The following is a 25,127-nucleotide window of genomic DNA, read 5'->3' on the forward strand; positions in this document are numbered from 1 at the left end:
CTTAGTGTACTGCTTTAGCGGATCTTTAAGGTTGCCAGCCCCGCCAGCACTAATATGATTGAGATAATCCAAAATCGCACAATCACCCTGGGCTCCGGCCAGCCTTTTAGTTCATAATGATGGTGGATCGGGGCCATTCGGAAAATCCGCTGTCCACGCAGCTTGTAGGAGCCCACTTGTAAAATCACCGACAAGGCTTCCATCACAAATACACCACCCATAATGACCAGCACCAACTCCTGACGCACCAAAATGGCGATGATACCTAGTGCGCCACCTAACGCCAGCGAGCCGACATCACCCATAAAGACTTGTGCCGGGTAGGTGTTGAACCACAAAAACCCTAGCCCAGCGCCAACAATCGCCGTACAGACCACCACCAGTTCACTGGCAGAGGCTATATGAGGAATGTGGAGATAATTTGCAAACACGGCATTACCGGTGACATAAGCGATAATGGCAAGGGCGGATGCCACTAAAATGGTCGGCACAATGGCCAGACCATCGAGCCCATCGGTCAAGTTCACCGCATTGGACGTTCCCACCAGCACGAAATAGCTCATCACCAGATAAAACAGCCCAAGCTGAGGGAGTACATCTTTGAAAAAGGGCACCACCAGCACCGTTTCAGACGGGTCCGTAGAAGTGAAATAAATGAACGCAGCTACGGAAATCGCAATCACGGACTGCCAGAAATACTTCCATCTGGCTATCAGGCCCTTACTGTCTTTGCGTATCACTTTACGATAATCGTCAACAAACCCAACGACACCCAATGAACCAATCACAAATAAGGTGACCCAGACGTATTTGTTGCCTAAGTCGCCCCACAGGAGCGTACTGGCAAAAATAGCACCTAAAATCAATAACCCACCCATGGTGGGAGTACCTGACTTAGATAAATGTGATTCCGGACCGTCGTCTCTAACAGTCTGGCCAATTTGCATTCTCTGTAAGCTTCGGATCAATTTAGGTCCGAAATACAAAGAGATCATTAACGCAGTCAGGATCCCCAGGATCGCGCGTAATGTCAGATAAGAGAAAACGTTAAAGCCGCTATAGTACTGCGTCAGATATTCTGCTAACCAGGCTAACATGGTTTTTCCTCTTCACTATCAGCATCGTTGTTTTTCACTTTTGAAGCCTCAACCAGATCAGCGACCAGTAGCTCCATACGTGCACTGCGCGACCCCTTCACCACCACAGTGCAGATGTCATCGCGCTGCGCCAGTAATTGCTGAATTGCCAGTAGCATATGCTCTCGCTGAGAAAAGTGACGATTCGCAGTTTCAAACACATCGCTGGCATAGCGGCTCAACACCCCTAAAGAAAACAGCGCTTCAATGCCTTTTTCTTTAGCATATTCGCCCACTTCTTCATGATATTGCCGCGCCTCTTCGCCCAGCTCGCTCATATCACCCAGCGCAAACACCCGATAGCCTGGCATACTTGCTAGCAAGTCTATGGCAGCCTTTACCGATCGAACATTAGCGTTGTAGCTATCATCTATTACCCGCAGCGTATCTGACACTTCGATCAGATTAACCCGACCTTTGACCTCTGCCATATTTTCCAATGCCACTTTGACATCTTCCAGCGTCGCACCCAACTGCAGGGTACAAGATGCCGCAATCAAGGCATTCATCACATTGTGTTCACCAGGTAATGGGAGTGTGATAGTAACGTGTTGCGTCCCCTGACACAGTGAAAAGGTAGCGCGGCCCAATGTATCCAGATTGATATCCTCTACCCACAGATCAAGCTGTTGTTCCATTGAGAAACGACTGATACGCTGAGTGGTCAGAGTTTGTTCCCACATTGGCGCAAAGCGACAGTCGCAGTTCAACACAGCGACGCCGTTGTCTTTGAGCCCGGAGAAAATTTCCCCTTTCGCCTGACCAACCCCTTCTATTGAGCCGAAACCTTCGATATGTGCTGGTGCAACATTACACACCACAGCCACATCAGGATTGACCAGATCGCTGGTATAAGCTATCTCACCTATATGGTTTGCACCCAATTCAATGACCGCAAACTCATCGTCTTCACTGAGTCGTAATAAGGTCAATGGTACGCCAATGTCATTGTTGAAATTTCCGGCCGTGGCCAGCACTTTGCCCAGACGGGAAAGAATAGCCGCCGACATTTCTTTAACCGTGGTCTTGCCCACACTGCCAGTAATCGCCAGAGTTTTTGGCGACACTTGGCGTATAACAGCCTGGCCAAGTTGTCCCAGCGCAAGCCTGGTATCTTTTACAACCAGCTGAGGAATATCAACGTCGACTGGATGGTCCACAATGGCGGCAATCGCGCCTTTTTGTTGCGCTTGAGCAACAAACTTATGGCCATCAAAATTTGGCCCTTTGAGTGCCAGAAACACTTCGTTTTCGCTAATTGTACGTGTATCTGTATTTACATTTGAAACACTGCGGTTTTGCCCGTCAAAAGGGGCGTTCAGTACATCCGCAAGCCAAGAGAGATCCATCTTGATCATGCACTTTCCCCTGATAATATTGTCTGAGCCCAGCTAATATCACTAAAAGCCAGGCGTTGGTTACCTATGATCTGATAGTCCTCATGCCCTTTGCCGGCAATCAGGATCACGCTGTGTTGATCAGCCCCCTGAATTGCCTCGCGTATGGCAGTTGCCCTATCAGGCTGACAAAGAGCATACTCAGGCTTACTGAGCCCAGCCTTAATGTCGTTAATAATGGCGAGAGGATCTTCCCCCCGTGGGTTATCACTGGTGATCACCACGGTATCCGCATACCGTTCAGCCGCCTGCGCCATCAGCGCGCGCTTACCTTTATCACGCTCACCACCACAGCCAAACACACAGGTCACTTTGCCTGGAACATGCTGTTGCAGTGCCTGCAGCGCCAGTGCCAGTGCATCTGGTGTATGGGCATAATCCACCACACACGTTGGCTTTCCAGCCACTTCAATAGCTTGCATGCGGCCAGTCACGGGCTGCAATTTCGCCGCCCCCTCAATCAACTGCGTTAAAGGGATCCCCTGAGTCAGTAAAACTGCAAATGCTGCGCTCAGGTTATACAGGTTAAATTCACCAAACAGGGGAGTTCTGATCTCAGCGTCACCCCAGCTGGTATGAAATCGGCAGTGGATCCCCTGACTGTTAAATTGCGCCTCACTAAAATATACAAACTGGTGTAACGTTTCATGTAATTGATCATCAGCCGGCTTGCGACCAAAACCCACCGGATTGGCGATTTTACTCGCTTGTAGCCAGCGTTGTGCCCAGGGATCATCAATATTAACCACCCCAAAATTCGGCTCACAGTGACTAAATAGTTGTAGTTTCGCCTCGGCATAATTTTCCATTGTGCCGTGGTAATCAAGATGGTCGCGACTGAGATTGGTAAACACTGCCACATCAAACTGACACTGGGCCACCCTCCCCTGCACGAGCCCATGGGACGATACCTCCATAGCAGCCAGCTGATAACTGTGACGCAACTCATTTAAAATACGTTGCAAATCCACATGAGACGGAGTGGTATTATTCAGCGGCGTGAGCAAATCAGGTGCACCATAACCTAGGGTGCCAATCACGGCACCTGGCAAACCACATACACTGGCCAGGTGCGCTATCATCGCCGTTGTGGTGGACTTACCATTTGTCCCCGTCACACCCACCAAAGTCATGGCATGACTGGGCTCACCATAAAATAGCGCAGCCAGCTTAGCCACTTTGGCTGCCAGCCCGGAGATCTGCAATACACGCGTATCTTCTACATCAACAACACAGTTTGCATCCGCCAACACCAATGCAGCACCACGACTCAGCGCCGCTGCAACAAAGTAGCCGCCATCTTGCTGATGACCGCGAAGTGCAATAAAGCAATCGCCCGGACCCACTTCACGGCTGTCCAGGCGCAATTCATTAATCACTGTCGCTGGGTATGAAACCCCGATGTAAGCCAGTGCCTGGCTCAGGTCACGTGTCATTGTCAGGCCTCGATAAATAAGCAACGCGGTCTTTGTCCGGCGCCACATTTAAAATTCTCAGTGCATTAGAGACTATCTCAGCAAACACAGGTCCTGCCGTATGACCTCCGTAATAAACATCGCCACCTGGTTCATTGATCATAACCACCACCGCAAGACGAGGGTCACTGACCGGTGCAACACCGGCAAAATAACCCACGTACTCGTCACCATACCCGCCGGCAATCGCCTTTTCCGACGTACCAGTTTTAGCAGCAGCCCGATAACCATCAACAATCACATTGGATGCAGTGCCCCCTTTTTCAAAGACCGACTCCATCATCTCAACAACTGCCAGTGCGTCTTCTTCACGGAACAGCCGCTCGCCAGGCACCGGTCCGTCCTGCTTCATAATGGTCAGCGGCCGGGAGATCCCCCCCGCGCCAAACGTCGCATAGAGCCTGGCCACTTGTGCGGTACTGACAGAAACAGCGTAGCCATAAGACAGGGTCGCAATCTCAAAGTCTGACCACCGGCGATTAGGATAGAACAAGCCTGAACTCTCGCCAATCATCATAGTACCGGTGTCTTCACCAAAGCCAACCTGTTGATATAGTCCAACAAAATACTCTTTTGGGAGCATCTGGCTGATTTTAGCTACTCCCATGTTACTGGAAATTTTAAGAATTTCGCGCAGTGTCATTTCACCGTGATTGCGCTCGTCCTTAACCAGGCCTCCGTTGAGGCGCATCCAGCCTGGATAGGTATCTATGGTGTCGTCTGCCTGGATAACACCATGGTCCAGGCCCGCCAATACAGCCAGAGGTTTAAGTGTCGACCCCGGTTCAAACAGGTCGGTAATGGCCCGGTTGCGACGTTTATAGGGCGCTGCATCGCTCATATCATTGGGATTAAAGCTCGGACTGTTGACCATCGCCAGGATCTCACCGCTATGCACATCGACCACCATGGCCGATCCCGATGTTGCCTGATAGGTCAATACCGCCGATTTCAATGCCTGATACGCGATAGCCTGGATCCGCAGATCGATACTCAGGTGCACATCTTCCGGCTCTACCCGTTCTTCTTCTGCCAGTACCTGGACCTCACGCCCCTGCGCATCCTTACGAATGGTGCGGCGCCCTTCGGTGCCCGTCATCGCTTTATCATAGAGCTTTTCAATACCTTCGATGCCAATACCATCAATGTTGGTTACACCCAGCACATGCGCTGTCACTTCACCATTGGGGTAATAACGCTTAGATTCATCAAGCAAATGGATCCCAGGCAGGCGCATCTGACGAATATAATTGGCAACCGCGGGCGTCACCTGGCGCTTTAAATAAACAAAACGACGCTTGGGATTATCGCGCAGGCGTTTGTCTATTTTTTCTTGTTTAATCTGCAGCACATCTGCCAGCTCGCGCCAGCGTACTTCATCTTGATAAAATGCCTGTTTACGGGCACTCAGTTCGGCCGCATTATCGGCCAAAGCTTGCGTATCTTCACCGTTGCGCCGGGCTTTTCTCAGCACTTTTTTCGACAATGCCTTATCCAGCGCTTTAGGATCGGCATAGACGCTGACCACAGGCACACTGACTGCCAGCTCTTTCCCGTTACGGTCGAAGATCATACCGCGCTGCACCCGCACGGTTTCAACCCGGACCGTCCGTTTAGCATTCTCCGAGCGGGCTTTATCGGGCTCAATCACCTGTAAATAGGCAGCACGAGCGATCAGCGCGGCAAACACCAGCACAAGCATCACGCTGACCAGCGCAAAGCGCCAGCTGATTAAATTGACTGAGGTCTTTTTCGCCGGGCTCATGGTAATACGATCACCTGCTCTTCTTTACTGGTTGGCCGCTTCATTTGTAACTGAGTTCTGGCCACTTCTTCAATGCGCGCGTGCTGTGAGTAAAACTCTTCCTCAACCAGCAAATAACGCCACTCCAGATCCAGCTCGTCGCGTTTTTGTAATAACCTGTCCTGTTCTATCAGCTGTTGGCGAGTCAGGTGAGTTACCTGCACCACCGCAAGCGCCGACCCTAAGGTCACAGCCAGCAGAACAAACGTCAGCTTGTTGGCCAGTAACAACTGGCACATCTCTAAGAACAACTTCGGCTGACGCTGATGCTTTTTCATTACAGTTTCTCGGCAATTCTCAGTACCGAGCTACGTGCTCGCGGATTGGCATCAATTTCGGCCTGACTGGGTTTAATGGCTTTACCTATGGCCTTCAACGTCAGGTTTTGTTTTAACTGCGCGTCTGTCAGTGGCAAACCGCGCGGCACAGCCTCCCCTTTGCTTTGTTTCTTGATAAACTGCTTAACAATGCGATCTTCCAAAGAATGGAACGAGATCACAACCAAGCGACCCCCAGGTTTCAGTACCGCCAGTGCGGCTTGCAATGCCGTCTGGATTTCTTCCAGCTCACTGTTGATGTAAATACGGATGGCCTGAAAGGTACGTGTTGCCGGATGCTTATACTTGTCTTTTACCGGCACCGCTTCATCGATTAACTCTGCCAGCTGTTTGGTGGAAGTGATCTCAGTATGCTCACGGGTTTCAATGATCTTGGTCGCAATCCGGCGGGCAAATTTTTCTTCGCCATATTTTTTGATCACAAACACCATATCTTCCAGCTCAGCTTCCGCCAGCCACTGCGCAGCACTGCGGCCAGCCATCGGGTTCATCCGCATGTCCAGCGGACCATCTTTCATAAAGCTAAAACCACGTTCAGCGTCATCCAGCTGAGGGGACGACACACCAATATCCAGCAAAATACCATCGACCTGACCCAACAGGCCGGCCTCACGGGCAACGCTCTCAATGTGCGAGAACCGATTATGGGCAATACTAAAACGCGGATCGTCGGCAAATTTCTGAGCGGCCGCAATCGCTTGCGGATCCTGATCGATGGCCTGTAACTTACCCTGCTCGTTCAGCCGCTTCAGTATTTCACCCGAGTGACCCCCGCGGCCAAATGTGCCGTCGATATAGGTACCATCGGGTTGGATATTCAATGCATCCAGCGTTTCAGCCATCAGCACTGAAATATGTTGCCATTCTGTCGCCATAAAATTTGGTTTTCACCCCAGTTATAAAGAAAAGTCGTCCAGCTCAGGGCACGCTTCCACGTCACCACTGCGCTCTATCTCGGTATCGGCCTGCATTTGCTCATACCAGCGAGCTTCGTCCCAAATCTCAAATTTGTTAAGCAATCCCACCAGCATTAGCTTTTTGCCAAGACCAGCATGAGCACGCAACGTGGGCGCCAGCAGAATACGGCCATTTTTGTCCAGCTGATACTCTTCCGCATGTCCTAATAACATGCGCTGCCAGCGTCTGACTCTGGGGTTAGTATTGGATAGTCGTTGTAATCGGGATTCAATTTCGCGCCACTCCGACAACGGATAAAGCCACAGGCATGGTTCATTGATCGCAATAGTACAGATCACGGCTCCCTGTTCTTCAGACAACAGCGGTTGGCGATACCGGGTAGGTATCGAAAAGCGCCCTTTGTCATCGAGACTCAGAGAGTTTGCGCCGCGGAACATAATTACCCGCTTGGCCTGTTACGATAAGCTAATCTTTGATCCAATTTGATCCACTCTAACCCACATTTTCCCACAGGATGACAGTCTAGGGCTTGACAAGCCTTTTTGTCAAGTTGGATCACACGGCTTAACTCGTCTACAGGCCAGAAAAATCGCGGGTTTTGCGGAACTCCATGAAATCGGTGGGAAAATGTGGGCAGACAAATAATCTGGGATCATTGCACACAAAAACGTCCCTTTTTTGATTACTGGAGAATATTTCATTCATGAAATTTTTAGCCACTGTGGTGTTACCAAAAGGCCGAAAAATTAATAACTCTCGACTAGTATTTAGCTTAAACGGGTTGGTTAAAGCGCCCTGCGCTTGTATCATGCCGCCACCTCAAACCCAGGCGAGCGTTTATTATTAAAGAAATATCAATAAAACAGCGATTTTACCGATTGATGCTAGTACTCAGTCTGCCTGGTCTTTTGCTGATCCTGGCGTTGCTGTTCGCACAGCGCAGCAATATGCTGCAGCTACAAGAGCAGCAAGCCCTGATGTATGCCAATCAGGTTGCCACCCTGCAACACGCTGAAATCGCCGCTACACGCCGGCTGCTGCAACAATTGGCCTACCAGCCCAAAAATCTGCAACATCAAAGCGGTCATTGCCCTCAGTTGTTGTCGAGTGCACAGCACCTGTCTCCCAGCTTCGCCAATTTTGGCCTGGCAACACCCGATGGCACGGTAACCTGCTCTTTGTCTAAGATATCTGGTCCCATCTCCATCGCCGATCGACCCTATTTTCAACAAGCGATAGATGAAGGCACCTTTAGTATCGGTGAATATCAACATGACAGGAGCATTAACACCGCCACACTGAACTTTGCCCACCCGGTTTATCAGGATGGCCAGCTCGCGATGGTGATCATTGCGGTAAAACGTCTATCGCACTGGAGCCGTTCCCTGTCCCGGTTGACGCTGCCACAGGGCACACGCGTGATGGTTGCTGATCACACTCGCGCCATTGTCGCCGAATACCCATACAGCAATGAGCCGCTAGGCAGAGCCGTTGCCGAAGATTGGCCTGATGGTCTGAATGAACAGGCAGCATTGCTGAGTGATGCCAATGGTCATCACTATGTTTATATTCGCCTGCCGTTACTTGCCGCACGCGGCGAACTGACCATCTACTTTGCTTTCCCGTTCGAAGCCGCATGGCAACAAACACAGCGTCACTTTGCGCTGGTCCTGAGCAGCTTTTTTGTTTTGTTATGCCTGCTTATTTGGCTGGCACGTCATCGCCTGCACAAAACCCTGTTACACCCATTGACCCAGTTCAAACAGGCCATCGCAGCACTGGCACAGGGGCGCTCAGTAGACCTCACCAGTCACACCATGCCGCAGGAACTGGCAAAGCTGGGTGAACATTTTGAAAGCATGGCCAATGTGCGCCTGCAAACCGAGCAACAGTTAAGCCATAAACACACCGAACTACAAACGCTACTCTCGGCATTACCCGACAGTTATTTGCGCGTTAGTGCACAGGGCCAAGTACTTGCTAAACACGGCTCCTTGGTACAACAGGGCAATACTCTGAGCGAGTTGTTTCCAAACCACATCCATAAACGGATCCGGGTTGCGCTGACACTCCTTAAAGATCAACCACACCTGTTGCTGGAATACACCCAGGGTGACACCCAGCAAGGGTATGAAGTGCGCGTTCAGGGTATGAACCATGGTGAAGAGGCCGTTATCGTGATCCGAGATATCAGCCACCGTAAACGTCAGGAAGAGGCGCTCAACCTGGCTGCACTGGTGTATAACAACTCCAGTGAAGGCATGGTCATCACCGATGCTCATGGCTACATCCTGGATGTGAATCTGGCATTTGAGACCGTGACCGGATTCTCCGCACAGGAAGCAATTGGAAAAACCACTGCGATCCTCAACTCAGGTAAACATGATCGCGCTTTTTATCGCCAGATGTGGCATGCCCTCAACGAGACAGGTCGTTGGCAAGGTGAGATAGTCAACCAACGCAAAAATGGCGAACTGTATACTGAGTGGCTCACCATAGATACGGTCTATGATGAACAAGGTTCGTCTTATCGCAGAGTGGCCATTTTTACGGATATTACCGACAACAAACTGAAAGATGAGCAACTTTGGCGACAAAGTCACTATGATTCACTGACCGATCTACCCAATCGAAATAGCCTTAAAAAGCACCTTAATACTTTGCTTGCAACACCTGATACCTCGCTGGCCATCCTGCTGCTCGACCTCGATCACTTTAAGGATATAAACGACACTTTAGGGCACTATTATGGCGATCAGTTACTGGCCCAGGTTGCCAAAGTATTGCAGTCACTGGAGCAACCTGGCGTGACCTTGTCGCGGATCGGTGGCGATGAATTTGTCATTATCTGTGAACACTGCCGCACTGAAAGCGATGCCATTTCGCTGGCAGAGCGCGTGCTCAACTTGTTTAAGCAAGACTTTACCCTCGACGGAGAGCATTGTCACATAGGTGCCAGTATAGGTATTGCGCTCAGCCCCAGAGACGGCGATAGCAGTGAGCTGCTGCTGAAGGCCGCAGATCAGGCCATGTATCGGGCGAAAGCTCTGGGTCGCAATGGTTATGCCTGTTTCGACTCTGCCTTACGCCAACAGAGCGAACAACGCTTGCTGATGCTCAGAGACATGCGCCAGGCCTTATCCGACGAGCAGTTTGTGATGTACTATCAGCCAATTGTAACGATGCATAATCAGCAAATTCATAAGGCCGAAGCACTGATCCGCTGGCAACACCCCAACAAGGGCATGATCAGCCCCGGACATTTTATTCCGCTGGCAGAAGAGACCCAGCTGATCCACCAATTGGGTGAATTTGCCTTCCAGCAAACCCTGCAAACACTCAGCCACCTGCAGCAGCAACATGGTGCCTTTCAGGTCAGCCTGAACGTATCGCCGGTTCAATTCAATGCCAAACATACCGGCTTGCTGAAGTGGCAAGATCAGCTTAACAACGCTGATTTGAAGCCTGAAGATGTTGTCATTGAGATCACAGAGGGCCTGATGATGCAGGGGGAAGGCCGCAGTCAGGCACGCCTTGCCCAGCTGATCCAGCAAGGCTTTTCAATTGCGCTGGACGACTTTGGTACCGGTTACTCCTCCCTTGCTTATCTTAAGCAGATGGACACCGACTTTATCAAGATAGACAAACGCTTTGTTGACGGTATAGAGCATAATGAAGACGACCTGGTACTGTGTGAAACCATGATCATGATGGCACACCAGTTGGGGCTCAAAGTGATTGCTGAGGGAATAGAAACCGCTACGCAACATGAGCTACTCAAACAGGCTGGCTGTGACTTTGGCCAGGGGTACTTTTACGCCAAACCTATGAGTCAGGCTGATTTAGAGGCTTTGCTGTCAGAAAAATTACGGTAGCGGCAATTAAGAGACACCACTGTGACCCTCTTTAAAGCATATCCGTGAGAACTAATGGCGAAAGAACATGGGTGGTGTCAGGTGGCGCAACACAGCCAAAGCATGGGGTTTAATTGACAGAAGACCCAGCAAAGTACAGCCACTGCGCAGGATCTTACCGACAAAATATTGTGGACTGCTCACCGTCATGAAGCACTGTCCACAATCTGACGACAGGGCACACCCACTCTGTAAAAACAGTCAGTGACTGACTTATCTTGTAGCCATCTTGTCCGTTTCTAATTCCCTTAAGAAGGGGCCCATATACATCACTCAATAGCGCATTATCAATAAAGTGGTTATAACCAATATTTCCACTCAGTTTATCCCCTCTTTCTTCCAGTATGCACTCGACAGTTTTTCACTCTTTTTATAAATCCCTTTTTCAATGAAGTAGGCAATTAAGTAGGTGGCCTGAGCAGAACCCGCTTTCCAGGCATCCACCAGATTTTTAAGCGCTAGTTTTCTGTTTTTCTTTTCAAATTTTCCCTGCAATAATGCCAGCGCACGAAGAACATGGTATCGATTCATCACCTGAGCACTACGCTCAGCTGTTTGGCGCAACAAGGCTAAACCTGCATGCATCTGAAGCGCATTTTCCGCACGTACAATTAAAAACACGCCACCAAGCTCTCCACCCGAAATCGAGCCATAAGAAGACGCCAGCAGCCAAAACTCTATCGCAAGTTTAGAACGACCCCTTTTATACAAACAGCGTGCAACAGTATCTAGCTGACTTACAAAAAGCGAATCTGCATAAGGTCTGGATAAGTCGGGCTCTCTTTGCTTAACTCCCTCTTCAATAAACTTATCACACACCTCTTTTGTGGGTGTAAAAATATCCCCCTCGAAACTGGTCGCATTAACTACTTTCGATGTAAGGACAACGAATAAAAGCAAAACAGCATAAATAAGCTTCATATCTCAATTCCTAATAACTTCTTCAGTAAGCTCCTTCGGGGTTCCAAAACATATCAGTTCTTCAGGCACAGTCGTAATATATCTAACACAAACTTCGATAAGGACATAAACGTGCTCCATTCAGATACTGACTTTTAGCTGTTCTGTTTGAACTTTTTAAATTTTGATTGCAAATAGATGAAAAAAGGTAAGATAAGTATCAACTTAACAAACTGACCTGAGAAAAAGTATATCCCGAAAAAACTCACCGAAATCAATATACCGGCAATTTGGATACCTTCAAAGCTGTGCTGAATTAAGTGAAAGCGTGTGACATCCACAAACCAGAGTGTTGTACAAATGAGTAAGTACAAAAAGATAAAAACATCTAACATCATTTCACCGCTTTTAGCTACTCGGCTCCCGCTTTCACTTTATATACAGAAAATAGTGGTCAGAATCTTTGTAAATTCCCCACTCAACAAAAAAGGCCACAGCAATGCTGTGGCCCAATAAGATCTGACGATCTTTTATGTTTGTTATTATGGATTATCCTTAAAAACCGGTGCTTACTCAGCGTCAGCCAAGCCCAGTGCTTTAATCATCTTAGTGCCGATGTCAACATGGTGCTGTAATGTTGAGAACTGCTCAGTAACACCTTGCGGACCAAAGGCATAGACAGGTACTGGTGCAGCTGTGTGAGTACCAGTGCCCCATACTACGTTTTGCTGCTTCGCCACAACACGACCAATTTTTGCTGTAAAGTCTTCAGTGTCATAGACATAGAAGTCAGAGAAGTCTTCAAATTTAGGCAATGGGTAGTTGCTGCTATTCAGAGTGTCAGACGCATTCACTTTTGCCGCTTCTTCTAATGTCACTGTGTATGGCGTGTACTTCTCAATGGCTGTTTTCCATTGCTGATCTGTCGCATCACTATAGTTATAGTCACCATTCACTTCACCCAGTACATCGTAGAAAGTGCCCGCTTGCGCATACAAAGTATCCAGGATGCCTAATCCACCAAAGTTAAACTTCGGCTTATATTCAGCGCCTTGCATGCCATCACCAGGCAACATAACGCCCTCTGGCTTGTTATGGCTTGAGTAACTAAAACCAAAGCTACCAGTTTCATGGTCAGCGGTGACCAATACCAGCGTATCGGTGCGTTCTTTCGCCCACTCATGAACAGCTTCAACCGCTTCATCGAACTTCAGTAGTTCATTCAGCATCCAGCCGGCATCATTTGCATGGCCTGCCCAGTCAATCTGGCCGCCTTCAATCATCAGGAAGAAGCCGTCTTCATCTTTGGACAGAATATCCAGCGCTTTAACCGTCATCTCTTTTAGAGACGGCTGTGTACAGCTGTCATCTGCTTTACAGTCTCTGTAAGCAATACCATCCGCCATACCTGAGTTGGCAAACAAACCAAGCAGTTTGTTGGTATCCGTTTTCGCTAATTGCGCCTTATCAAATGCTAGCGCATAGCCATGCTTGTCTTTCGCTTCAACAACAACATTACGGTCATCACTGCGCTTAGATTTTTTATAGACACTGGCAGGCATGCCCAGATCCGCCAGTATTTGCTGATCAGCAGCATCTTCTTTGATATCAGAAGGGATAAAGACACGTGCACCACCAGACAACATAACATCAACCATGCCACTTTCTACCATTTCAACAGCAATTTCAGGCTCTAATGAACGGTGTGGCTGGTGCGCGGCAAACGCCGCTGGCGTTGCGTGTGTTAAGCGGGTATCAGATACCAAACCTGTCGCTTTGCCAGCTTTTTTCGCTTTTTCAAGGATTGTTTCAATAACGTAACCCTGGTCATCCAGGCCAATCATCTCTGAGCCCGATGCTTTACCAGTTGCCAGCTGAGTTGCAGAACACGCCGAGTCTACAACCAGGCTGCCATTTTCACCATGAGGTGCGTTAAGAGATAAGCCCAGATGGCCACCGGCAGCAAGTTTGGACAGAGCAGTTTGGTTGTTTTTGTTATTATATGTTGAGTTAGGTGCGCGACGAGCATACTCTTCAAGTAAACCCACCTGCTGAGCACCCATACCATCGCCAATCATCAAGATAACATTCTTAACCTGAGTGACAGGCGTCGGAGGCACTTCTACCTCTTTCTCAACTTCTTTAACTACTTCAACTTCCTGAACGACTTCGACTTCTTTAACCACTTCTTTTGCAACTTCGACTTCCTTTACGACTTCGACCGTTCTGGTATCGTCATCGTTACATGCGGTCAATAAGACGGCAGATACCGCCACTGCTAATAGCTTTTTATTCATTGTAGTGTTCCTAAAACGTAATCATCTGAGCCGCGGCACAGTCTAGGGACACTTAATGACTTTTTTATTTCACCTGAGTGACATTTTTTGTTTCGGCACTATTGTTTTTTAATCAAAAAAGCACCAGCAAGGTGACCGCTCACACCGAAAATAAAGATACTCAGCAACACAGTGGCAATCGTAATTTTAGTGATGAAAAGGCTGTGAGGGAGGTCTGAGCCTAGCAGCATCAGGCTTAATACAACAGAAGCCAGCCCTTTCGGCCCGAACCAGGCAAGCACCACGCGCTCGCGCCAGCCCAGCCTGGAAGCCAATAATAACAAAATTACGGGAAAGAACCGAAATACGGCCACAGCCAGCGTAGCATATGCCCATATCCGCCAGTCAAACGTCGTAAACAGCAAAATACTGGCACTGATCCCAAAGATAACCCACAAAACATAAGCGGCCAGCTCAGCTATCTGTTCGCTTTCTTCTATCAGTTTGTCTTTAAGATCATCACGAAAGCCATAATCAAACAACAAACCACTGATAAACACCGCGATAAACCCGCTCCCACCGAGTAATTGCGTGACAGAAAACACCGCTATAGCAATGCCAATAAATAAAAATGGACTGCTTTTAGCAGCAAAGAAATGATGACGATAGGTCAACTTTATCAGGTAAACAGCCACAAATGTTAACAATAATGCAACAACAAAAGCAAGACCCACCTCGTGGAAAAATAACGCTGCCAGTGAGCGCTCGGCGGGTTGCTGGGTATACAGGCTGCTACCCAGTAAAAACAGAAAAACCGGTACACATAGGCCATCATTCAGGCCGCTTTCAACATTAATGGCCTCACGAAGTTGAGCCGGTACTCGCTTTTCCTGAATGAAGCTCTGGCACAAGGCCGCATCAGTGGGAGTCAGCATAATCGCCAGAATAAAACAGCTCAACCAGGGCAAAGACAACAACGCATAAGCGCCGAGCGCCGCAACCCCCATAGTCAACGGCAGCGCAAGCAGCAGTAACAAGGGCAGTTGATAGGAATGTAATAAGACCCTGAGCCGAGTTTTTGCCGCATCAGAAAACAAAAAAATAGCCAGGATCAATTCAACCAAAAGCAAAAACTCGCGCAACGTGCCCACCTTCAGAGCCAGCGAGTCCTGAAAATACCAACCCAGGGCACAACCAAACAGCACGAACCACATTGGTCCGGTAAATTCAGCCCGTTGCAACTGACGAATGATAATGGAGTAGAGAAAAATGGCCAGCCCCAGCCAGGCCAGCACCAGATAGGTTGTTTCCACTCAACGCCTCCTTGGCAATGTTATAATCACGAGTAGATAATAGGTTTACTTATCACCTATTACACAGGCGGACTTGCAACTTAGCCTCATTTTGGCTCAAACTTGCGATACCACAAATCAACGGGTTGGCCATCTTGCTCACGAAAATGCAACACCGGTAAACCGAACTCATCAAACATAAAGAGTTCTTTATCTCCTCGCTCATCAATCCGGGTCCAAACCCCATCGTCATAACTGATATGATACGGTCCGCCAGCAGGCGCGTGTTGCTGAAGCTTGACCAGTTCAATCTGTTCATTCAGGTACAATTTCCCCTGAGGGTTTTCAGGTGATAACTGAAGTAAGCTGTTTGTCAGTACATCTGCCGTCACCAATGGAGTTATCTCCTGTTCACACTTTCCTAATTTATAGAGACACTTGCCAGGCGTATACTGATAACTAAAGGCGGCACTTAATTTCATCTCTGAGTCACTCAATACCTTACCGTCACGAGAGCGTTTCTCAAAAAGCGCTCCCCTCAAGTTGTTTGAGTGCAATGCAAAAGTAGCGATGTCATTCTCCATACTGCGTAGCTCATACATCACGCTCCGGTCAGCCAAAGAAGTATCAATCCATCTAAAATGGAAACCTATGGGGAGTTTACTCAAGTCTATATCATTCACATTACCCGGGGTTAGATAGCGATGATTCAGGGCCAGTTTCAGATCTTGAATACGCGCAGGCAGCTCTTTTGCATTCTCCGCCAAAGACTTATTTTGTATCTCAAGAAACCGCTTGAGTCCGTTTTCCTGACGCTCCTGCTGTGACAATGACTCATCCTTTTTTTCGCACTCTGTACGCTTTCCTTTGTGGTAACAGTATGATTTGTCCTTGGCCATCACCCCAAAATAATACACTCTGAACGTGTCAGGATCGGCCCCCTGCAAAATATTCCCCTGGTAAAAGACGTGTTGATCATTTTTCGCGTATGCACCATCAAACGTCTTGAATCCTTCCGGTGAAATAGTAGTCAGCTGCTCGTGAAAATAAATGTGCTTTTTGTCTTTCGCATACTCAGCGCTTAATTTACGAAAGTCTTTTACATTAAGCCCTTTAACTCTTTTAGTTTGGTAATATACGTGCTGGTGATCGGCCCCATAGTCAATGTACAACCCTCGAAATGATTTTGCTGACGCACCTGTCACGCGCTCCCCTTCGAAAAAGACGCATTCTCGGTCTTTAGCAAATCCACCGACGTCGAAGACCTTAAACGTATCTATATCACAAGGGGTAAAGACTTTGTCTGTTCCCAGATAAACCTTATTATCACTGAGCAAATAGCCCCGATAGCTCCACTTGTCGTCGATTACCTGCACATTATCGGGATTCGCACCACGGACAATTTCCCCCTTGAAATACACATACCGTTTATCTGCCGCATAATACTGTGAGAGTTTACGAAAAGTAGCGGGATCTGCGAACGGGATAGAACCCCCGGATTTAAACACCAGATGCTTGTCTTTGGCATAGCCAAAACGATCGATCACCTCAAAAGTGGCCGGATCAACATTGTTGAGCGACCGAGTAACCGAGGTTTGCCCACCCGGTCCTATCCTGTCTCCATATAGAACCTGATTGGTCTTAGTATTGACGATATAGCCCCGTTCAGGTGCCGTGGTGTTACAACCCACAAGCATAAGGGCTGTCAGCAAGAGTAGCAGTCGATTAGTCATGTCAGGTACCCTGAGCGTCACGAGATGATGTCAGTTTACTCATGGTTTCTCCCAAACGAAACAACATTCCCTTTTAAGGTCCACTGTATAAAGGCCTCTCTATTCACAATCGACTATCACACACCACTTCCCTTCCAGGTCTGACTTGAAAAAGCTGCGATTAGCCCAGCTTATACTGTTATCTTGTGGTTAATTTTTGCTAGAATGGCGACAAATTTTTTTGGAGAACCGTCAATGGCAATGTTTGTAGTGGGACACAAGATCCCAGACTCAGATTCAATTTGTGGTGCAATTGCACTGGCTTACCTGAAGAATCAAATCGGTGAAGAAGCGATCCCAACACGTTTGGGCGATGTCTCTCCTGAGACGCAATTTATCCTTGACCGCTTTGGCTTTGAAGCCCCTGAATTAAAGCTTAGCTACGCTGGCGAAGAAGTGTATATCGTTGACCATACAGAGAAAACACAAGCGCCAGACGACATCGATGAAGCCACAGTAGTGGGTGTGGTTGATCACCACAAACTGGGTGATCTGACTACCTCAACCCCACTTGAGTGCTGGATCCGTCCGGTCGGTTGTAGTAATACCATCATAAAAATGATGTACGACTTCTATGGCGTTGAAATCCCACAGGGGATCGCTGGCCTGATGATGTGTGCGATCCTGAGCGATACCGTGATCTTCAAATCACCAACGTGCACCACCGCAGACATTAAATGTGTGGAAGCACTCGCGGAAATCGCGGGCATCGAAGATTTTAAAGCTCTGGGCATGGAAATGTTCAAAGTAAAATCAGCAGTAGAAGGCACACCGGCGCGCGATTTGGTCATGCGTGACTTTAAAGACTTCAACATGAATGGCAACCTGGTTGGTATTGGTCAGCTGGAGGTCATTGACCTGTCAGTATTCGATGACATCAAAGCCGATCTGGAAGCTGATATTGCCAAGCTAAAAGAAGAAGGTGGCCGTCACTCAGTATTACTGCTATTAACCGACATTATGAAAGAAGGCTCACAAATGCTGATCGCCTCTGACGACGAAAGCATTGTGGCAACTGCCTACCAGGTCACACCTGAAAATAGCCGAGTATGGCTGGATGGTGTGCTGAGCCGTAAAAAGCAGGTCGTTCCACCACTGCAAGATGCATTCGCATAAACCTTGCTAAACAAATCCCAAAAAAGCCCTGATCCAGTCAGGGCTTTTTTTGCCTGGTTGCTGTGCGCAGCAGGCGATGTATGCCCTTCCGTATTGCTAAACTTCCCCTGACACTGATAGACAAAAATTGCACACATGGTGTTGGCCAGGCTTCTCAGGGTCCACGAGTCAAATTTCTGAGCGCTGATCAGATAAGACACTGCACCCCACCAGTTGGCACAAGAGAATTGCGGAGCAAAGCTAGCAACCACATAACGGACCACAACCACAGACTGCAAATGTGTGAGTTTGCTAACCAGTATTAAACTCAGTGCAAAGCTCAAAGCAGCGACAAAAATTGCGACTGAGCTGGAACCACCAGCAGGATATATTGGCAGGCATAAAAGACAGGCAATAAAAAACCCAGCCTGAGCTGGGTTTTTCAAATCTGAAAGCGAATTACTTGATTTTCGCTTCTTTGAAGATCACGTGCTTACGTACTTTAGGATCGTACTTTTTGATCTCCATTTTTTCAGGCATGTTACGCTTGTTCTTGTCGGTAGTGTAGAAATAACCAGTACCAGCAGTAGAAACTAGACGGATCTTATCACGCATGATTTAAGCTCCTTATACTTTTTCGCCGCGAGCACGGATATCAGTCAATACCGCGTCGATGCCTTTTTTATCGATGATACGCATACCTTTAGTAGTAGTGCGTAGAGTAACAAAGCGCTTTTCGCTTTCAACCCAGAAACGGTGTGTTTGCAGGTTAGGTAGGAAACGACGCTTAGTTGCGTTGCGCGCGTGTGAACGGTTGTTACCAACAACCGGGCGCTTACCTGTAACTTGACAGACTTTAGACATGTCTATATATCTCCAATAACTTCGCTCGAGCTTAATTTCCCCTTAGGCCTTCAAACTGTGTGCCCTGGGTAAAATCAAAGGGCGCTCTTTATACAGTATTTACAGGCAGAGTTCAAGGATCTGATGATATCCTAATCAGCTCATTGGTAAATTTGATAGCGGCCAATTATAATGATCCATGGCCGCTTAGGAAAGTAAAAACTGCATTTAAATTAAACTATTTTTAATTTATGCTGGGAAAGCGCGCTGAAACACACCAAATACGGCTCCTCCCCTTGCTACAACAGCCCTCTTTGCGCAAATGAAAGACAACAGCTACCAGCCACAATTAAGTGATCATGTACCTGAATATCCACCAGCGCCAACGCTCGCTGCAATTTATTGGTGATCAATCTGTCAGCTTCACTGGGTTCGGCGACCCCGGAGGGATGGTTGTGGGCAAAAATCAAAGCAGCAGCATTGTACTTCAGCGCCGCCTTCACGACTTCTCTCGGATAGACACTGGCAGCATTAATGGTGCCGGAAAACAACACTTCATCACGGATCAGACGATTCTGGTTATCTAAAAACAGTGCCATGAAAACCTCATGATGCAGCCCTTTAAGCTGTATTTTAAGATAATCGCTGACTGCCTGAGGTGAACCAAACTGCGCATCACGTACCACGTCTTCCAATAAATAACGCCGGCTAAGCTCCAGTACCGCCTGCAACTGCACATATTTGGCTTCGCCAACACCTTTGTATTGGCAAAACTCACTGCACGTTACGTTCATTAACTCCTGCAAAGAGCCGCTTTGATCAATCAGCGACTGAGCCAGCTCAATTGCATTCATCCCCGCAACCCCGGTGCGTAAGAAAATAGCCAGTAGTTCAGCATCACTGAGTGCACTGGCACCACTGCTTAGCAGGCGCTCTCTGGGCCGCTGCATTTTAGGCATTGCCATCAACTGCATGTTTCCTCCTTGTTGGTATCCGTCACGTCACTGTGACTTTCTGAGTGTAGACAGCTGGCAGAATAATTCAAAACCCGGGGTAGGCTATGTTATCTTAGCGCTAGTTTTCATTTGCAGGGGCCGAGCATGAGCCAAACACACAAGCGTATTCTTCTGGGGATCAGCGGTGGGATCGCCGCCTATAAATGTGCCGAACTGGTACGACGATTAAAAGACCATCACTGTGACGTCAAAGTCGTCATGACTGAATCTGCAAAACAGTTCATTACTCCCCTGACCATGCAAGCGGTATCGGGCGAACCCGTCGCAGATTCTCTGCTTGATCCGGCAGCCGAAGCCGCCATGGGCCATATCGAGCTGGCCAAGTGGGCCGATCTGGTTTTAGTCGCACCAGCCAGCAGCAATATCATCGCCAAAATGGCCGCAGGCATTGCCGATGATCTGCTCACAACCTTGTTACTGGCAACCCCCGCACCGGTTGCCATTGCACCGGCCATGAATCAGCAAATGTATGCTCACCTTGCCACGCAAGCGAATCTCTCCACACTAGCAGCTCGGGGCGTAACTATTTGGGGACCAGGCCAGGGCGAGCAGGCCTGTGGAGATGTCGGTAAAGGCCGGATGCTGGAACCCCATCAACTGGTGTCACTGGCGCTGGATGCACTCACCCCTGAAGCTCCCATACTGGCAGGCAAAACGGTGACCATCACAGCAGGCCCAACTCGCGAGGCGCTCGACCCGGTTAGATATATCAGTAATCACAGCTCAGGCAAAATGGGCTATGCACTGGCCGAAGCCGCTGTTGCACTGGGCGCTGACGTGCATCTCATCTCAGGCCCAGTCGCGCTCACACCACCACATGGCTGTATAGTGCACGCTGTAAATAGTGCACAAGATATGCACCAAGCTGCGATGTCACTGGCACCCGATTCAGATGTCTTCATTGGCTGTGCAGCCGTTGCGGATTATCGTGCCGCAGATATCGCCGAGCAAAAAATTAAAAAGCAGGGCGATGAAATGACTCTGACACTGGTGAAAAATCCGGACATCATTGCTGACGTTGCTGCACTAAAAGCACACCGGCCCTATACCGTAGGCTTTGCCGCAGAAACGCAAGATGTGGCCCAATACGCACAAGGCAAACTGAAAAACAAAGGGTTAGATATGATCTGCGCCAATGATGTCAGCCAGGAAGGGATTGGCTTTAATGCTAATAACAATGCGCTGACCCTGTTTTGGGATAATGCGCAACAATCTTTACCACTGGCAAGTAAGTCAGAGTTAGCACTTACTGTCGTCAAAGCAATTGCCGGTAAACTTAATTAAGTTCATGTTAAAAGACTGGAAAGAAGCTGAATAAAGCATTAACATGGCCAGATAATTGAGTTTAGGGCTCTGTAAGTAGTCGCTCAGGCGAGCACAGCGACAGGCCACTATTGAGCCCGCTCCTACTAAAATAACGATAATCATAAAGGAAACCTCATGCCAGCGACTAAACGCAGTAATCGCAAAGAGCAAATACTTCAATCCCTTGCGCAAATGCTTGAAACCAGTCCAGGGCAGCGTATTACCACCGCCAAACTGGCGACAGAAGTCGGCGTATCTGAAGCCGCACTGTATCGTCACTTTCCAAGTAAAGCCCGCATGTTCGAGGGGCTGATCGAGTTTATTGAAGACACTTTGCTGTCACGGATCAATTTAATCCTGGAAAACGAAAAAGAAACCCAAAGTCGTATCTACAATATCCTGATGCTGTTACTCACTTTCTCAGAAAAGAACCCTGGGATCACCCGTATTCTGACCGGAGATGCGCTTCAGGGTGAGCAGGAAAGGTTGCGCGAACGTGTTCAGGGATTGTTCGAAAAACTCGAAACTCAATTCAAACAAGTGCTCCGTGAGCGTAAGTTGCGCGAAGGCAAAACCTTTGCCAGTGATGAAGCGGCTTTGGCGAACTTTTTCTTAGCCTATGTTGAAGGTAAAATGAACCAGTTTGTGCGCAGTGACTTTAAAGCCAAGCCAGCGGCCAACTTTGCCAGCCACTGGCAAGAGTTACAGCGTATCTGGCTGGCGTAACCCGCTTGCTGCAGATTATTGCAAACCTTGTCAGGTGGGCACAGCCCGCCTGGCTTTATCCAGTTTTTTCTCACACCCAACGCAGCACAGTTTAGTCTCTCAGATAAAAGTGTTACAAAGTTACAATTCCTATCGAACAAGAATCATATTATGACGTTTGCCAAATCTTTACTCACGGCCGCCCTGTTTTCAGCAACCAGCCTCGCAGCCAAACCCAGCCTGGAATTCAATGATGTATTTGACTTTAAATACGCCCAGGGCCGGGTCTTGTCAGAAGACGGGCGATTTGTCGCACTAAGCGCGCAACCCTATCGGGGAGACAGCACAGGACAGGTGTATGACCTCAGTAGCAAGAAATTAATTGCCAGTGTCGAACGCGGCACCAAAGCCCACCTCAATCGTGCGGGCAACTGGGCTGCTTTCACTCAAGTTCCAAACCTGCTGACGTCAGAAACCACAGACAAAAAAGCGCGTAAAAAGCTTAAGCGCGCGCTGGTGCTGGTCAATACACACAGTGGTGAACAACGCACTTTTGACGCTGTTAAAGACTATCAACTGAGCGACGATGGCCGCTGGCTGGCCTATCGACAGGATGTGGAAGCCGATAAATCAGATAAAGCAGAGAAAAACACCGACAGTGCGATCCCGGCAGACAAGAAAGACAAAACCTATCCTCTGGTGATTGTGGATTTAACCTCACAGCAGCAGTATCAGTTTGAGCAGGTTGGCCGCTATGCCTTGAGCCCCGCGGAATATGGCGTACTCATGAGCCAGCATAGCGAAGACGGTGCTGATAACCAAATTCAGTATTTTGATTTGAGTCGGGCACAGGCCAGCGTATTAATAGAAGAGCCTGGCATCACTTTGTCCGCGATCGCCTGGCACCCCTACTCATCACTGGTGGCCTTTACCGAAGGCAATTATGTCAATGACGATACACGCCGCCGTGCTTATCAAGTGCGGCTATGGGATGCCAAAGTAGATCGCTTCACACAAGTGCCTCAGCCGCAGGGCTGGTATAGTGCAAAATCTGCCGCATTAAGCTGGTCGGAGCAAGGAGAGCGGCTCTATTTTGAGAACCGCCCGTTACTTTCCACAAAACCTGACGAGAAAAAATATCAGGATCAGGCATCACTGACCGACCTTGATACTATTATGGCTCAATCAGGCCTGAAGGTCTGGCATAATGAGGATGCCCAGATTAAACCCCGGGAGATTAATACCTGGGAGGAAACTAACCGGGAACGCAACTATCAGGCAGTTTATCACCTGGGAAGCCAGCGTGTTGCCCAGCTAAGTGATGACACAGCCCGTGATATAACCTTAAATCCTGAAGCCGACTTCCTGCTGGCCAGCAATGATCAGCCATACCTGAAACAGATCATGTATAAAGGCTTCTATGCGGATTATTATGCCGTACAGGTTGCCACTGGTGCACGCAGCTTTATCGTCAAAGAGACCTCGAATCGTCCAACGCTATCGCCAACCGGTCAGCACGCAGCCTATTTCCTGAATGATCAGCTTTGGCTTAAAGATCTGCATGCACAAAAAGAAACCGCCATTAGCAAGGCCGTTCGCGACGCACTGTTTGCAGATGACCGTCACGACTATCCAGAACCCAATCCAGGATACGGATTTGCAGGCTGGCAACGAGATGGCAGTACACTGTATGCCTACAGTAAATTCGATATCTGGGCCTTTGATAGCAAAACGGCTCAGGCAAAACGTCTGACACGAGGCAAGGAAACCCAGACACAATACCGGGTGATCAAACTGGATAAAGACTTTGTCGGCTTCGCTGCTGATGAACAGGTCTACCTGTCGGCACATAGCCTTGCCAACAAACAAACACACATTGCCAGGCTCAACTTGGCCACAGGCAAACTGACCACCCTGACTTCAGGTGAAGCAAAATACAGCTTACTAGAAAAAGCCAAACAAACGGATACGCTGCTGTTTACCAGACAGAGTTACCATGAATTTCCGGATCTGTGGCAAACCAACAGTACCTTTAGTCAGCGTCATCAAATCACCAACCTGAATCCTCAGCTCAGCACCTTTGCGTGGGGGCAAAAGCCGGAACTGGTACAGTATCAGGGTTATAATGGCGAGCCCTTGCAAGGGGTGCTGATCAAGCCTGCGGACTATCAGCCAGGTAAAAAAGTACCGGTAGTCTTCTACTTCTACCGTTATATGAGTCAGCGTATGTACGACTTCCCACATATGGTACTAAATCACAGGCCTAACTTGCCGATGTTTACCTCTAACGGCTATGCCATCTTCCTGCCAGACATTCGCTTCGAAATTGGTTATCCGGGCCGCTCATCCACCCAAACCTTAGTGAACGCGGCGCAAAAGCTCATTGATTTAGGGATTGCCGATCCAGATAAAATTGGCCTTCAGGGACACTCCTGGGCAGGCTACCAAAGCGCCTTTGCCGTCACTCAAACGGATATGTTTAAAGCCGTGGTGTCCGGTGCGCCGGTGTCGAATATGACCTCGGCCTACAGTGGCATTCGTCTGAAATCAGGTCTGGCACGTCAGTTCCAGTATGAAACCGGGCAAAGCCGCATCGGCAAGACACTGACCGAAGCACCTGAGCTGTATATTGAAAACTCGCCGGTGTTCTATGCTGACAGGGTTAACACACCCATTCTGTTGATGTTTGGTGACAAAGATGGCGCAGTACCATGGCAGGAGGGGATCCAATACTATCTTGCACTGCGCCGTCACAACAAAGATGCTATCTTCTTACAGTACGAAGGCGAGCCGCACCACCTGAAACAATTCCCGAATCAGGTGGACTACTCTGTTCGCATGAAAGACTACTTTGATCACTACCTGATGGGTAAACCTGCTGCCAACTGGATCAAGTCAGGGATCCCTTATCGCAAAGAGAGCAGTGATTAAATTAAAAAAG

General features: G+C 48.6%; 20 protein-coding genes. 5 read left to right on the plus strand and 15 right to left on the minus strand.

Annotated features, from left to right (window positions below; all coding sequences use genetic code 11):
• Positions 1 to 14: 14 nt before the first annotated feature.
• The 7 genes from mraY to mraZ are packed head-to-tail and all read right to left on the minus strand — an operon-like array spanning position 15 to position 7,505.
• Positions 15 to 1,097, minus strand: coding sequence for a phospho-N-acetylmuramoyl-pentapeptide-transferase (gene mraY / locus CWC22_RS17560; RefSeq protein WP_058796498.1), 1,083 nt, complete (start codon positions 1,095 to 1,097; stop codon positions 15 to 17).
• The gene (locus CWC22_RS17565; RefSeq protein ID WP_125558916.1) at positions 1,091 to 2,494 is read right to left on the minus strand and encodes a UDP-N-acetylmuramoyl-tripeptide--D-alanyl-D-alanine ligase; all 1,404 of its coding nucleotides are present in this window, start codon (positions 2,492 to 2,494) and stop codon (positions 1,091 to 1,093) included. The genes mraY and CWC22_RS17565 overlap by 7 nt, the downstream gene beginning before the upstream one ends.
• Complete coding sequence (locus tag CWC22_RS17570; RefSeq protein WP_138537420.1) at positions 2,491 to 3,969, minus strand: UDP-N-acetylmuramoyl-L-alanyl-D-glutamate--2,6-diaminopimelate ligase; 1,479 nt, start codon at positions 3,967 to 3,969, stop codon at positions 2,491 to 2,493. Before CWC22_RS17570 ends, CWC22_RS17565 begins: the two co-directional genes overlap by 4 nt.
• On the minus strand, positions 3,959 to 5,773 hold the full coding sequence (locus CWC22_RS17575; RefSeq protein ID WP_138537418.1) for a penicillin-binding transpeptidase domain-containing protein: 1,815 nt from the start codon (positions 5,771 to 5,773) through the stop codon (positions 3,959 to 3,961). Before CWC22_RS17575 ends, CWC22_RS17570 begins: the two co-directional genes overlap by 11 nt.
• Positions 5,770 to 6,090 carry a cell division protein FtsL gene (ftsL, locus tag CWC22_RS17580; protein WP_125558909.1) on the minus strand — a complete coding sequence of 107 codons (321 nt, stop codon included), beginning with the start codon at positions 6,088 to 6,090 and terminating at the stop codon, positions 5,770 to 5,772. The genes CWC22_RS17575 and ftsL overlap by 4 nt, the downstream gene beginning before the upstream one ends.
• Positions 6,090 to 7,025, minus strand: coding sequence for a 16S rRNA (cytosine(1402)-N(4))-methyltransferase RsmH (rsmH, locus tag CWC22_RS17585; protein ID WP_138537416.1), 936 nt, complete (start codon positions 7,023 to 7,025; stop codon positions 6,090 to 6,092). The genes ftsL and rsmH overlap by 1 nt, the downstream gene beginning before the upstream one ends.
• A 21-nt stretch (positions 7,026 to 7,046) precedes the next feature.
• On the minus strand, positions 7,047 to 7,505 hold the full coding sequence (mraZ, locus tag CWC22_RS17590; protein WP_040644569.1) for a division/cell wall cluster transcriptional repressor MraZ: 459 nt from the start codon (positions 7,503 to 7,505) through the stop codon (positions 7,047 to 7,049).
• Between the two features lie 444 nt (positions 7,506 to 7,949).
• Here mraZ and CWC22_RS17595 point away from each other — a divergent pair, with 444 nt between their 5' ends.
• Positions 7,950 to 10,943 carry an EAL domain-containing protein gene (locus tag CWC22_RS17595; protein ID WP_138537462.1) on the plus strand — a complete coding sequence of 998 codons (2,994 nt, stop codon included), beginning with the start codon at positions 7,950 to 7,952 and terminating at the stop codon, positions 10,941 to 10,943.
• A gap of 51 nt (positions 10,944 to 10,994) precedes the next feature.
• Here CWC22_RS17595 and CWC22_RS17600 read toward each other — a convergent pair whose 3' ends face one another.
• From CWC22_RS17600 to CWC22_RS17620, 5 genes are all read right to left on the minus strand, one after another.
• Positions 10,995 to 11,132 carry a hypothetical protein gene (locus CWC22_RS17600; protein WP_171045019.1) on the minus strand — a complete coding sequence of 46 codons (138 nt, stop codon included), beginning with the start codon at positions 11,130 to 11,132 and terminating at the stop codon, positions 10,995 to 10,997.
• Positions 11,133 to 11,300: 168 nt separating this feature from the next.
• Complete coding sequence (locus CWC22_RS17605) at positions 11,301 to 11,903, minus strand: hypothetical protein (RefSeq protein WP_138537414.1); 603 nt, start codon at positions 11,901 to 11,903, stop codon at positions 11,301 to 11,303.
• A gap of 548 nt (positions 11,904 to 12,451) precedes the next feature.
• Positions 12,452 to 14,179: an alkaline phosphatase gene (locus tag CWC22_RS17610; RefSeq protein WP_138537410.1), complete on the minus strand. Its 1,728-nt coding sequence runs from the start codon at positions 14,177 to 14,179 to the stop codon at positions 12,452 to 12,454.
• 98 nt (positions 14,180 to 14,277) lie between these two features.
• On the minus strand, positions 14,278 to 15,471 hold the full coding sequence (locus CWC22_RS17615) for a cation:proton antiporter (protein WP_138537408.1): 1,194 nt from the start codon (positions 15,469 to 15,471) through the stop codon (positions 14,278 to 14,280).
• 86 nt (positions 15,472 to 15,557) lie between these two features.
• On the minus strand, positions 15,558 to 17,183 hold the full coding sequence (locus tag CWC22_RS17620) for a DKNYY domain-containing protein (RefSeq protein ID WP_138537406.1): 1,626 nt from the start codon (positions 17,181 to 17,183) through the stop codon (positions 15,558 to 15,560).
• A 234-nt stretch (positions 17,184 to 17,417) separates the two neighbouring features.
• Here CWC22_RS17620 and CWC22_RS17625 point away from each other — a divergent pair, with 234 nt between their 5' ends.
• Positions 17,418 to 18,338 carry a manganese-dependent inorganic pyrophosphatase gene (locus CWC22_RS17625; RefSeq protein ID WP_010383675.1) on the plus strand — a complete coding sequence of 307 codons (921 nt, stop codon included), beginning with the start codon at positions 17,418 to 17,420 and terminating at the stop codon, positions 18,336 to 18,338.
• A 438-nt stretch (positions 18,339 to 18,776) separates the two neighbouring features.
• Here the strand turns inward: CWC22_RS17625 and rpmG are convergent, their stop codons facing one another.
• The 3 genes from rpmG to radC all read right to left on the minus strand — a co-directional run bounded on the left by rpmG (position 18,777) and on the right by radC (position 20,134).
• Positions 18,777 to 18,932, minus strand: a complete 156-nt coding sequence (gene rpmG / locus CWC22_RS17630; RefSeq protein ID WP_005493124.1) for a 50S ribosomal protein L33 — start codon at positions 18,930 to 18,932, stop codon at positions 18,777 to 18,779.
• A gap of 12 nt (positions 18,933 to 18,944) precedes the next feature.
• Complete coding sequence (gene rpmB, locus CWC22_RS17635; protein ID WP_010383680.1) at positions 18,945 to 19,181, minus strand: 50S ribosomal protein L28; 237 nt, start codon at positions 19,179 to 19,181, stop codon at positions 18,945 to 18,947.
• 278 nt (positions 19,182 to 19,459) lie between these two features.
• A complete protein-coding gene (gene radC, locus CWC22_RS17640; protein WP_138537404.1) occupies positions 19,460 to 20,134 on the minus strand; it encodes a RadC family protein in 675 nt (224 codons plus the stop codon).
• Positions 20,135 to 20,260: 126 nt separating this feature from the next.
• On the opposite strand from radC, the gene coaBC reads away from it, so the two are divergent.
• The 3 genes from coaBC to CWC22_RS17655 all read left to right on the plus strand — a co-directional run bounded on the left by coaBC (position 20,261) and on the right by CWC22_RS17655 (position 25,117).
• A complete protein-coding gene (gene coaBC / locus CWC22_RS17645) occupies positions 20,261 to 21,460 on the plus strand; it encodes a bifunctional phosphopantothenoylcysteine decarboxylase/phosphopantothenate--cysteine ligase CoaBC (protein ID WP_138537402.1) in 1,200 nt (399 codons plus the stop codon).
• Positions 21,461 to 21,616: 156 nt separating this feature from the next.
• The gene (gene slmA, locus CWC22_RS17650) at positions 21,617 to 22,207 is read left to right on the plus strand and encodes a nucleoid occlusion factor SlmA (RefSeq protein ID WP_010383685.1); all 591 of its coding nucleotides are present in this window, start codon (positions 21,617 to 21,619) and stop codon (positions 22,205 to 22,207) included.
• 150 nt (positions 22,208 to 22,357) lie between these two features.
• Positions 22,358 to 25,117: an alpha/beta hydrolase family protein gene (locus CWC22_RS17655; protein WP_138537400.1), complete on the plus strand. Its 2,760-nt coding sequence runs from the start codon at positions 22,358 to 22,360 to the stop codon at positions 25,115 to 25,117.
• Positions 25,118 to 25,127: the final 10 nt, after the last annotated feature.

Source organism: Pseudoalteromonas rubra (assembly GCF_005886805.2).
Classification (GTDB): Bacteria; Pseudomonadota; Gammaproteobacteria; order Enterobacterales; family Alteromonadaceae; genus Pseudoalteromonas; species Pseudoalteromonas rubra_D.

What these genes read in the sequence shown, in the direction of transcription:
- mraY (WP_058796498.1), bottom strand. Translation starts at nt 1,097, where the DNA reads ATGTTAGCCTGGTTAGCAGAATATCTGACGCAGTACTATAGCGGCTTT.
- CWC22_RS17565 (WP_125558916.1), bottom strand. Translation starts at nt 2,494, where the DNA reads ATGATCAAGATGGATCTCTCTTGGCTTGCGGATGTACTGAACGCCCCT.
- CWC22_RS17570 (WP_138537420.1), bottom strand. Translation starts at nt 3,969, where the DNA reads ATGACACGTGACCTGAGCCAGGCACTGGCTTACATCGGGGTTTCATAC.
- CWC22_RS17575 (WP_138537418.1), bottom strand. Translation starts at nt 5,773, where the DNA reads ATGAGCCCGGCGAAAAAGACCTCAGTCAATTTAATCAGCTGGCGCTTT.
- ftsL (WP_125558909.1), bottom strand. Translation starts at nt 6,090, where the DNA reads ATGAAAAAGCATCAGCGTCAGCCGAAGTTGTTCTTAGAGATGTGCCAG.
- rsmH (WP_138537416.1), bottom strand. Translation starts at nt 7,025, where the DNA reads ATGGCGACAGAATGGCAACATATTTCAGTGCTGATGGCTGAAACGCTG.
- mraZ (WP_040644569.1), bottom strand. Translation starts at nt 7,505, where the DNA reads ATGTTCCGCGGCGCAAACTCTCTGAGTCTCGATGACAAAGGGCGCTTT.
- CWC22_RS17595 (WP_138537462.1), top strand. Translation starts at nt 7,950, where the DNA reads ATGCTAGTACTCAGTCTGCCTGGTCTTTTGCTGATCCTGGCGTTGCTG.
- CWC22_RS17600 (WP_171045019.1), bottom strand. Translation starts at nt 11,132, where the DNA reads ATGACGGTGAGCAGTCCACAATATTTTGTCGGTAAGATCCTGCGCAGT.
- CWC22_RS17605 (WP_138537414.1), bottom strand. Translation starts at nt 11,903, where the DNA reads ATGAAGCTTATTTATGCTGTTTTGCTTTTATTCGTTGTCCTTACATCG.
- CWC22_RS17610 (WP_138537410.1), bottom strand. Translation starts at nt 14,179, where the DNA reads ATGAATAAAAAGCTATTAGCAGTGGCGGTATCTGCCGTCTTATTGACC.
- CWC22_RS17620 (WP_138537406.1), bottom strand. Translation starts at nt 17,183, where the DNA reads ATGACTAATCGACTGCTACTCTTGCTGACAGCCCTTATGCTTGTGGGT.
- CWC22_RS17625 (WP_010383675.1), top strand. Translation starts at nt 17,418, where the DNA reads ATGGCAATGTTTGTAGTGGGACACAAGATCCCAGACTCAGATTCAATT.
- rpmG (WP_005493124.1), bottom strand. Translation starts at nt 18,932, where the DNA reads ATGCGTGATAAGATCCGTCTAGTTTCTACTGCTGGTACTGGTTATTTC.
- rpmB (WP_010383680.1), bottom strand. Translation starts at nt 19,181, where the DNA reads ATGTCTAAAGTCTGTCAAGTTACAGGTAAGCGCCCGGTTGTTGGTAAC.
- radC (WP_138537404.1), bottom strand. Translation starts at nt 20,134, where the DNA reads ATGCAGTTGATGGCAATGCCTAAAATGCAGCGGCCCAGAGAGCGCCTG.
- coaBC (WP_138537402.1), top strand. Translation starts at nt 20,261, where the DNA reads ATGAGCCAAACACACAAGCGTATTCTTCTGGGGATCAGCGGTGGGATC.
- slmA (WP_010383685.1), top strand. Translation starts at nt 21,617, where the DNA reads ATGCCAGCGACTAAACGCAGTAATCGCAAAGAGCAAATACTTCAATCC.
- CWC22_RS17655 (WP_138537400.1), top strand. Translation starts at nt 22,358, where the DNA reads ATGACGTTTGCCAAATCTTTACTCACGGCCGCCCTGTTTTCAGCAACC.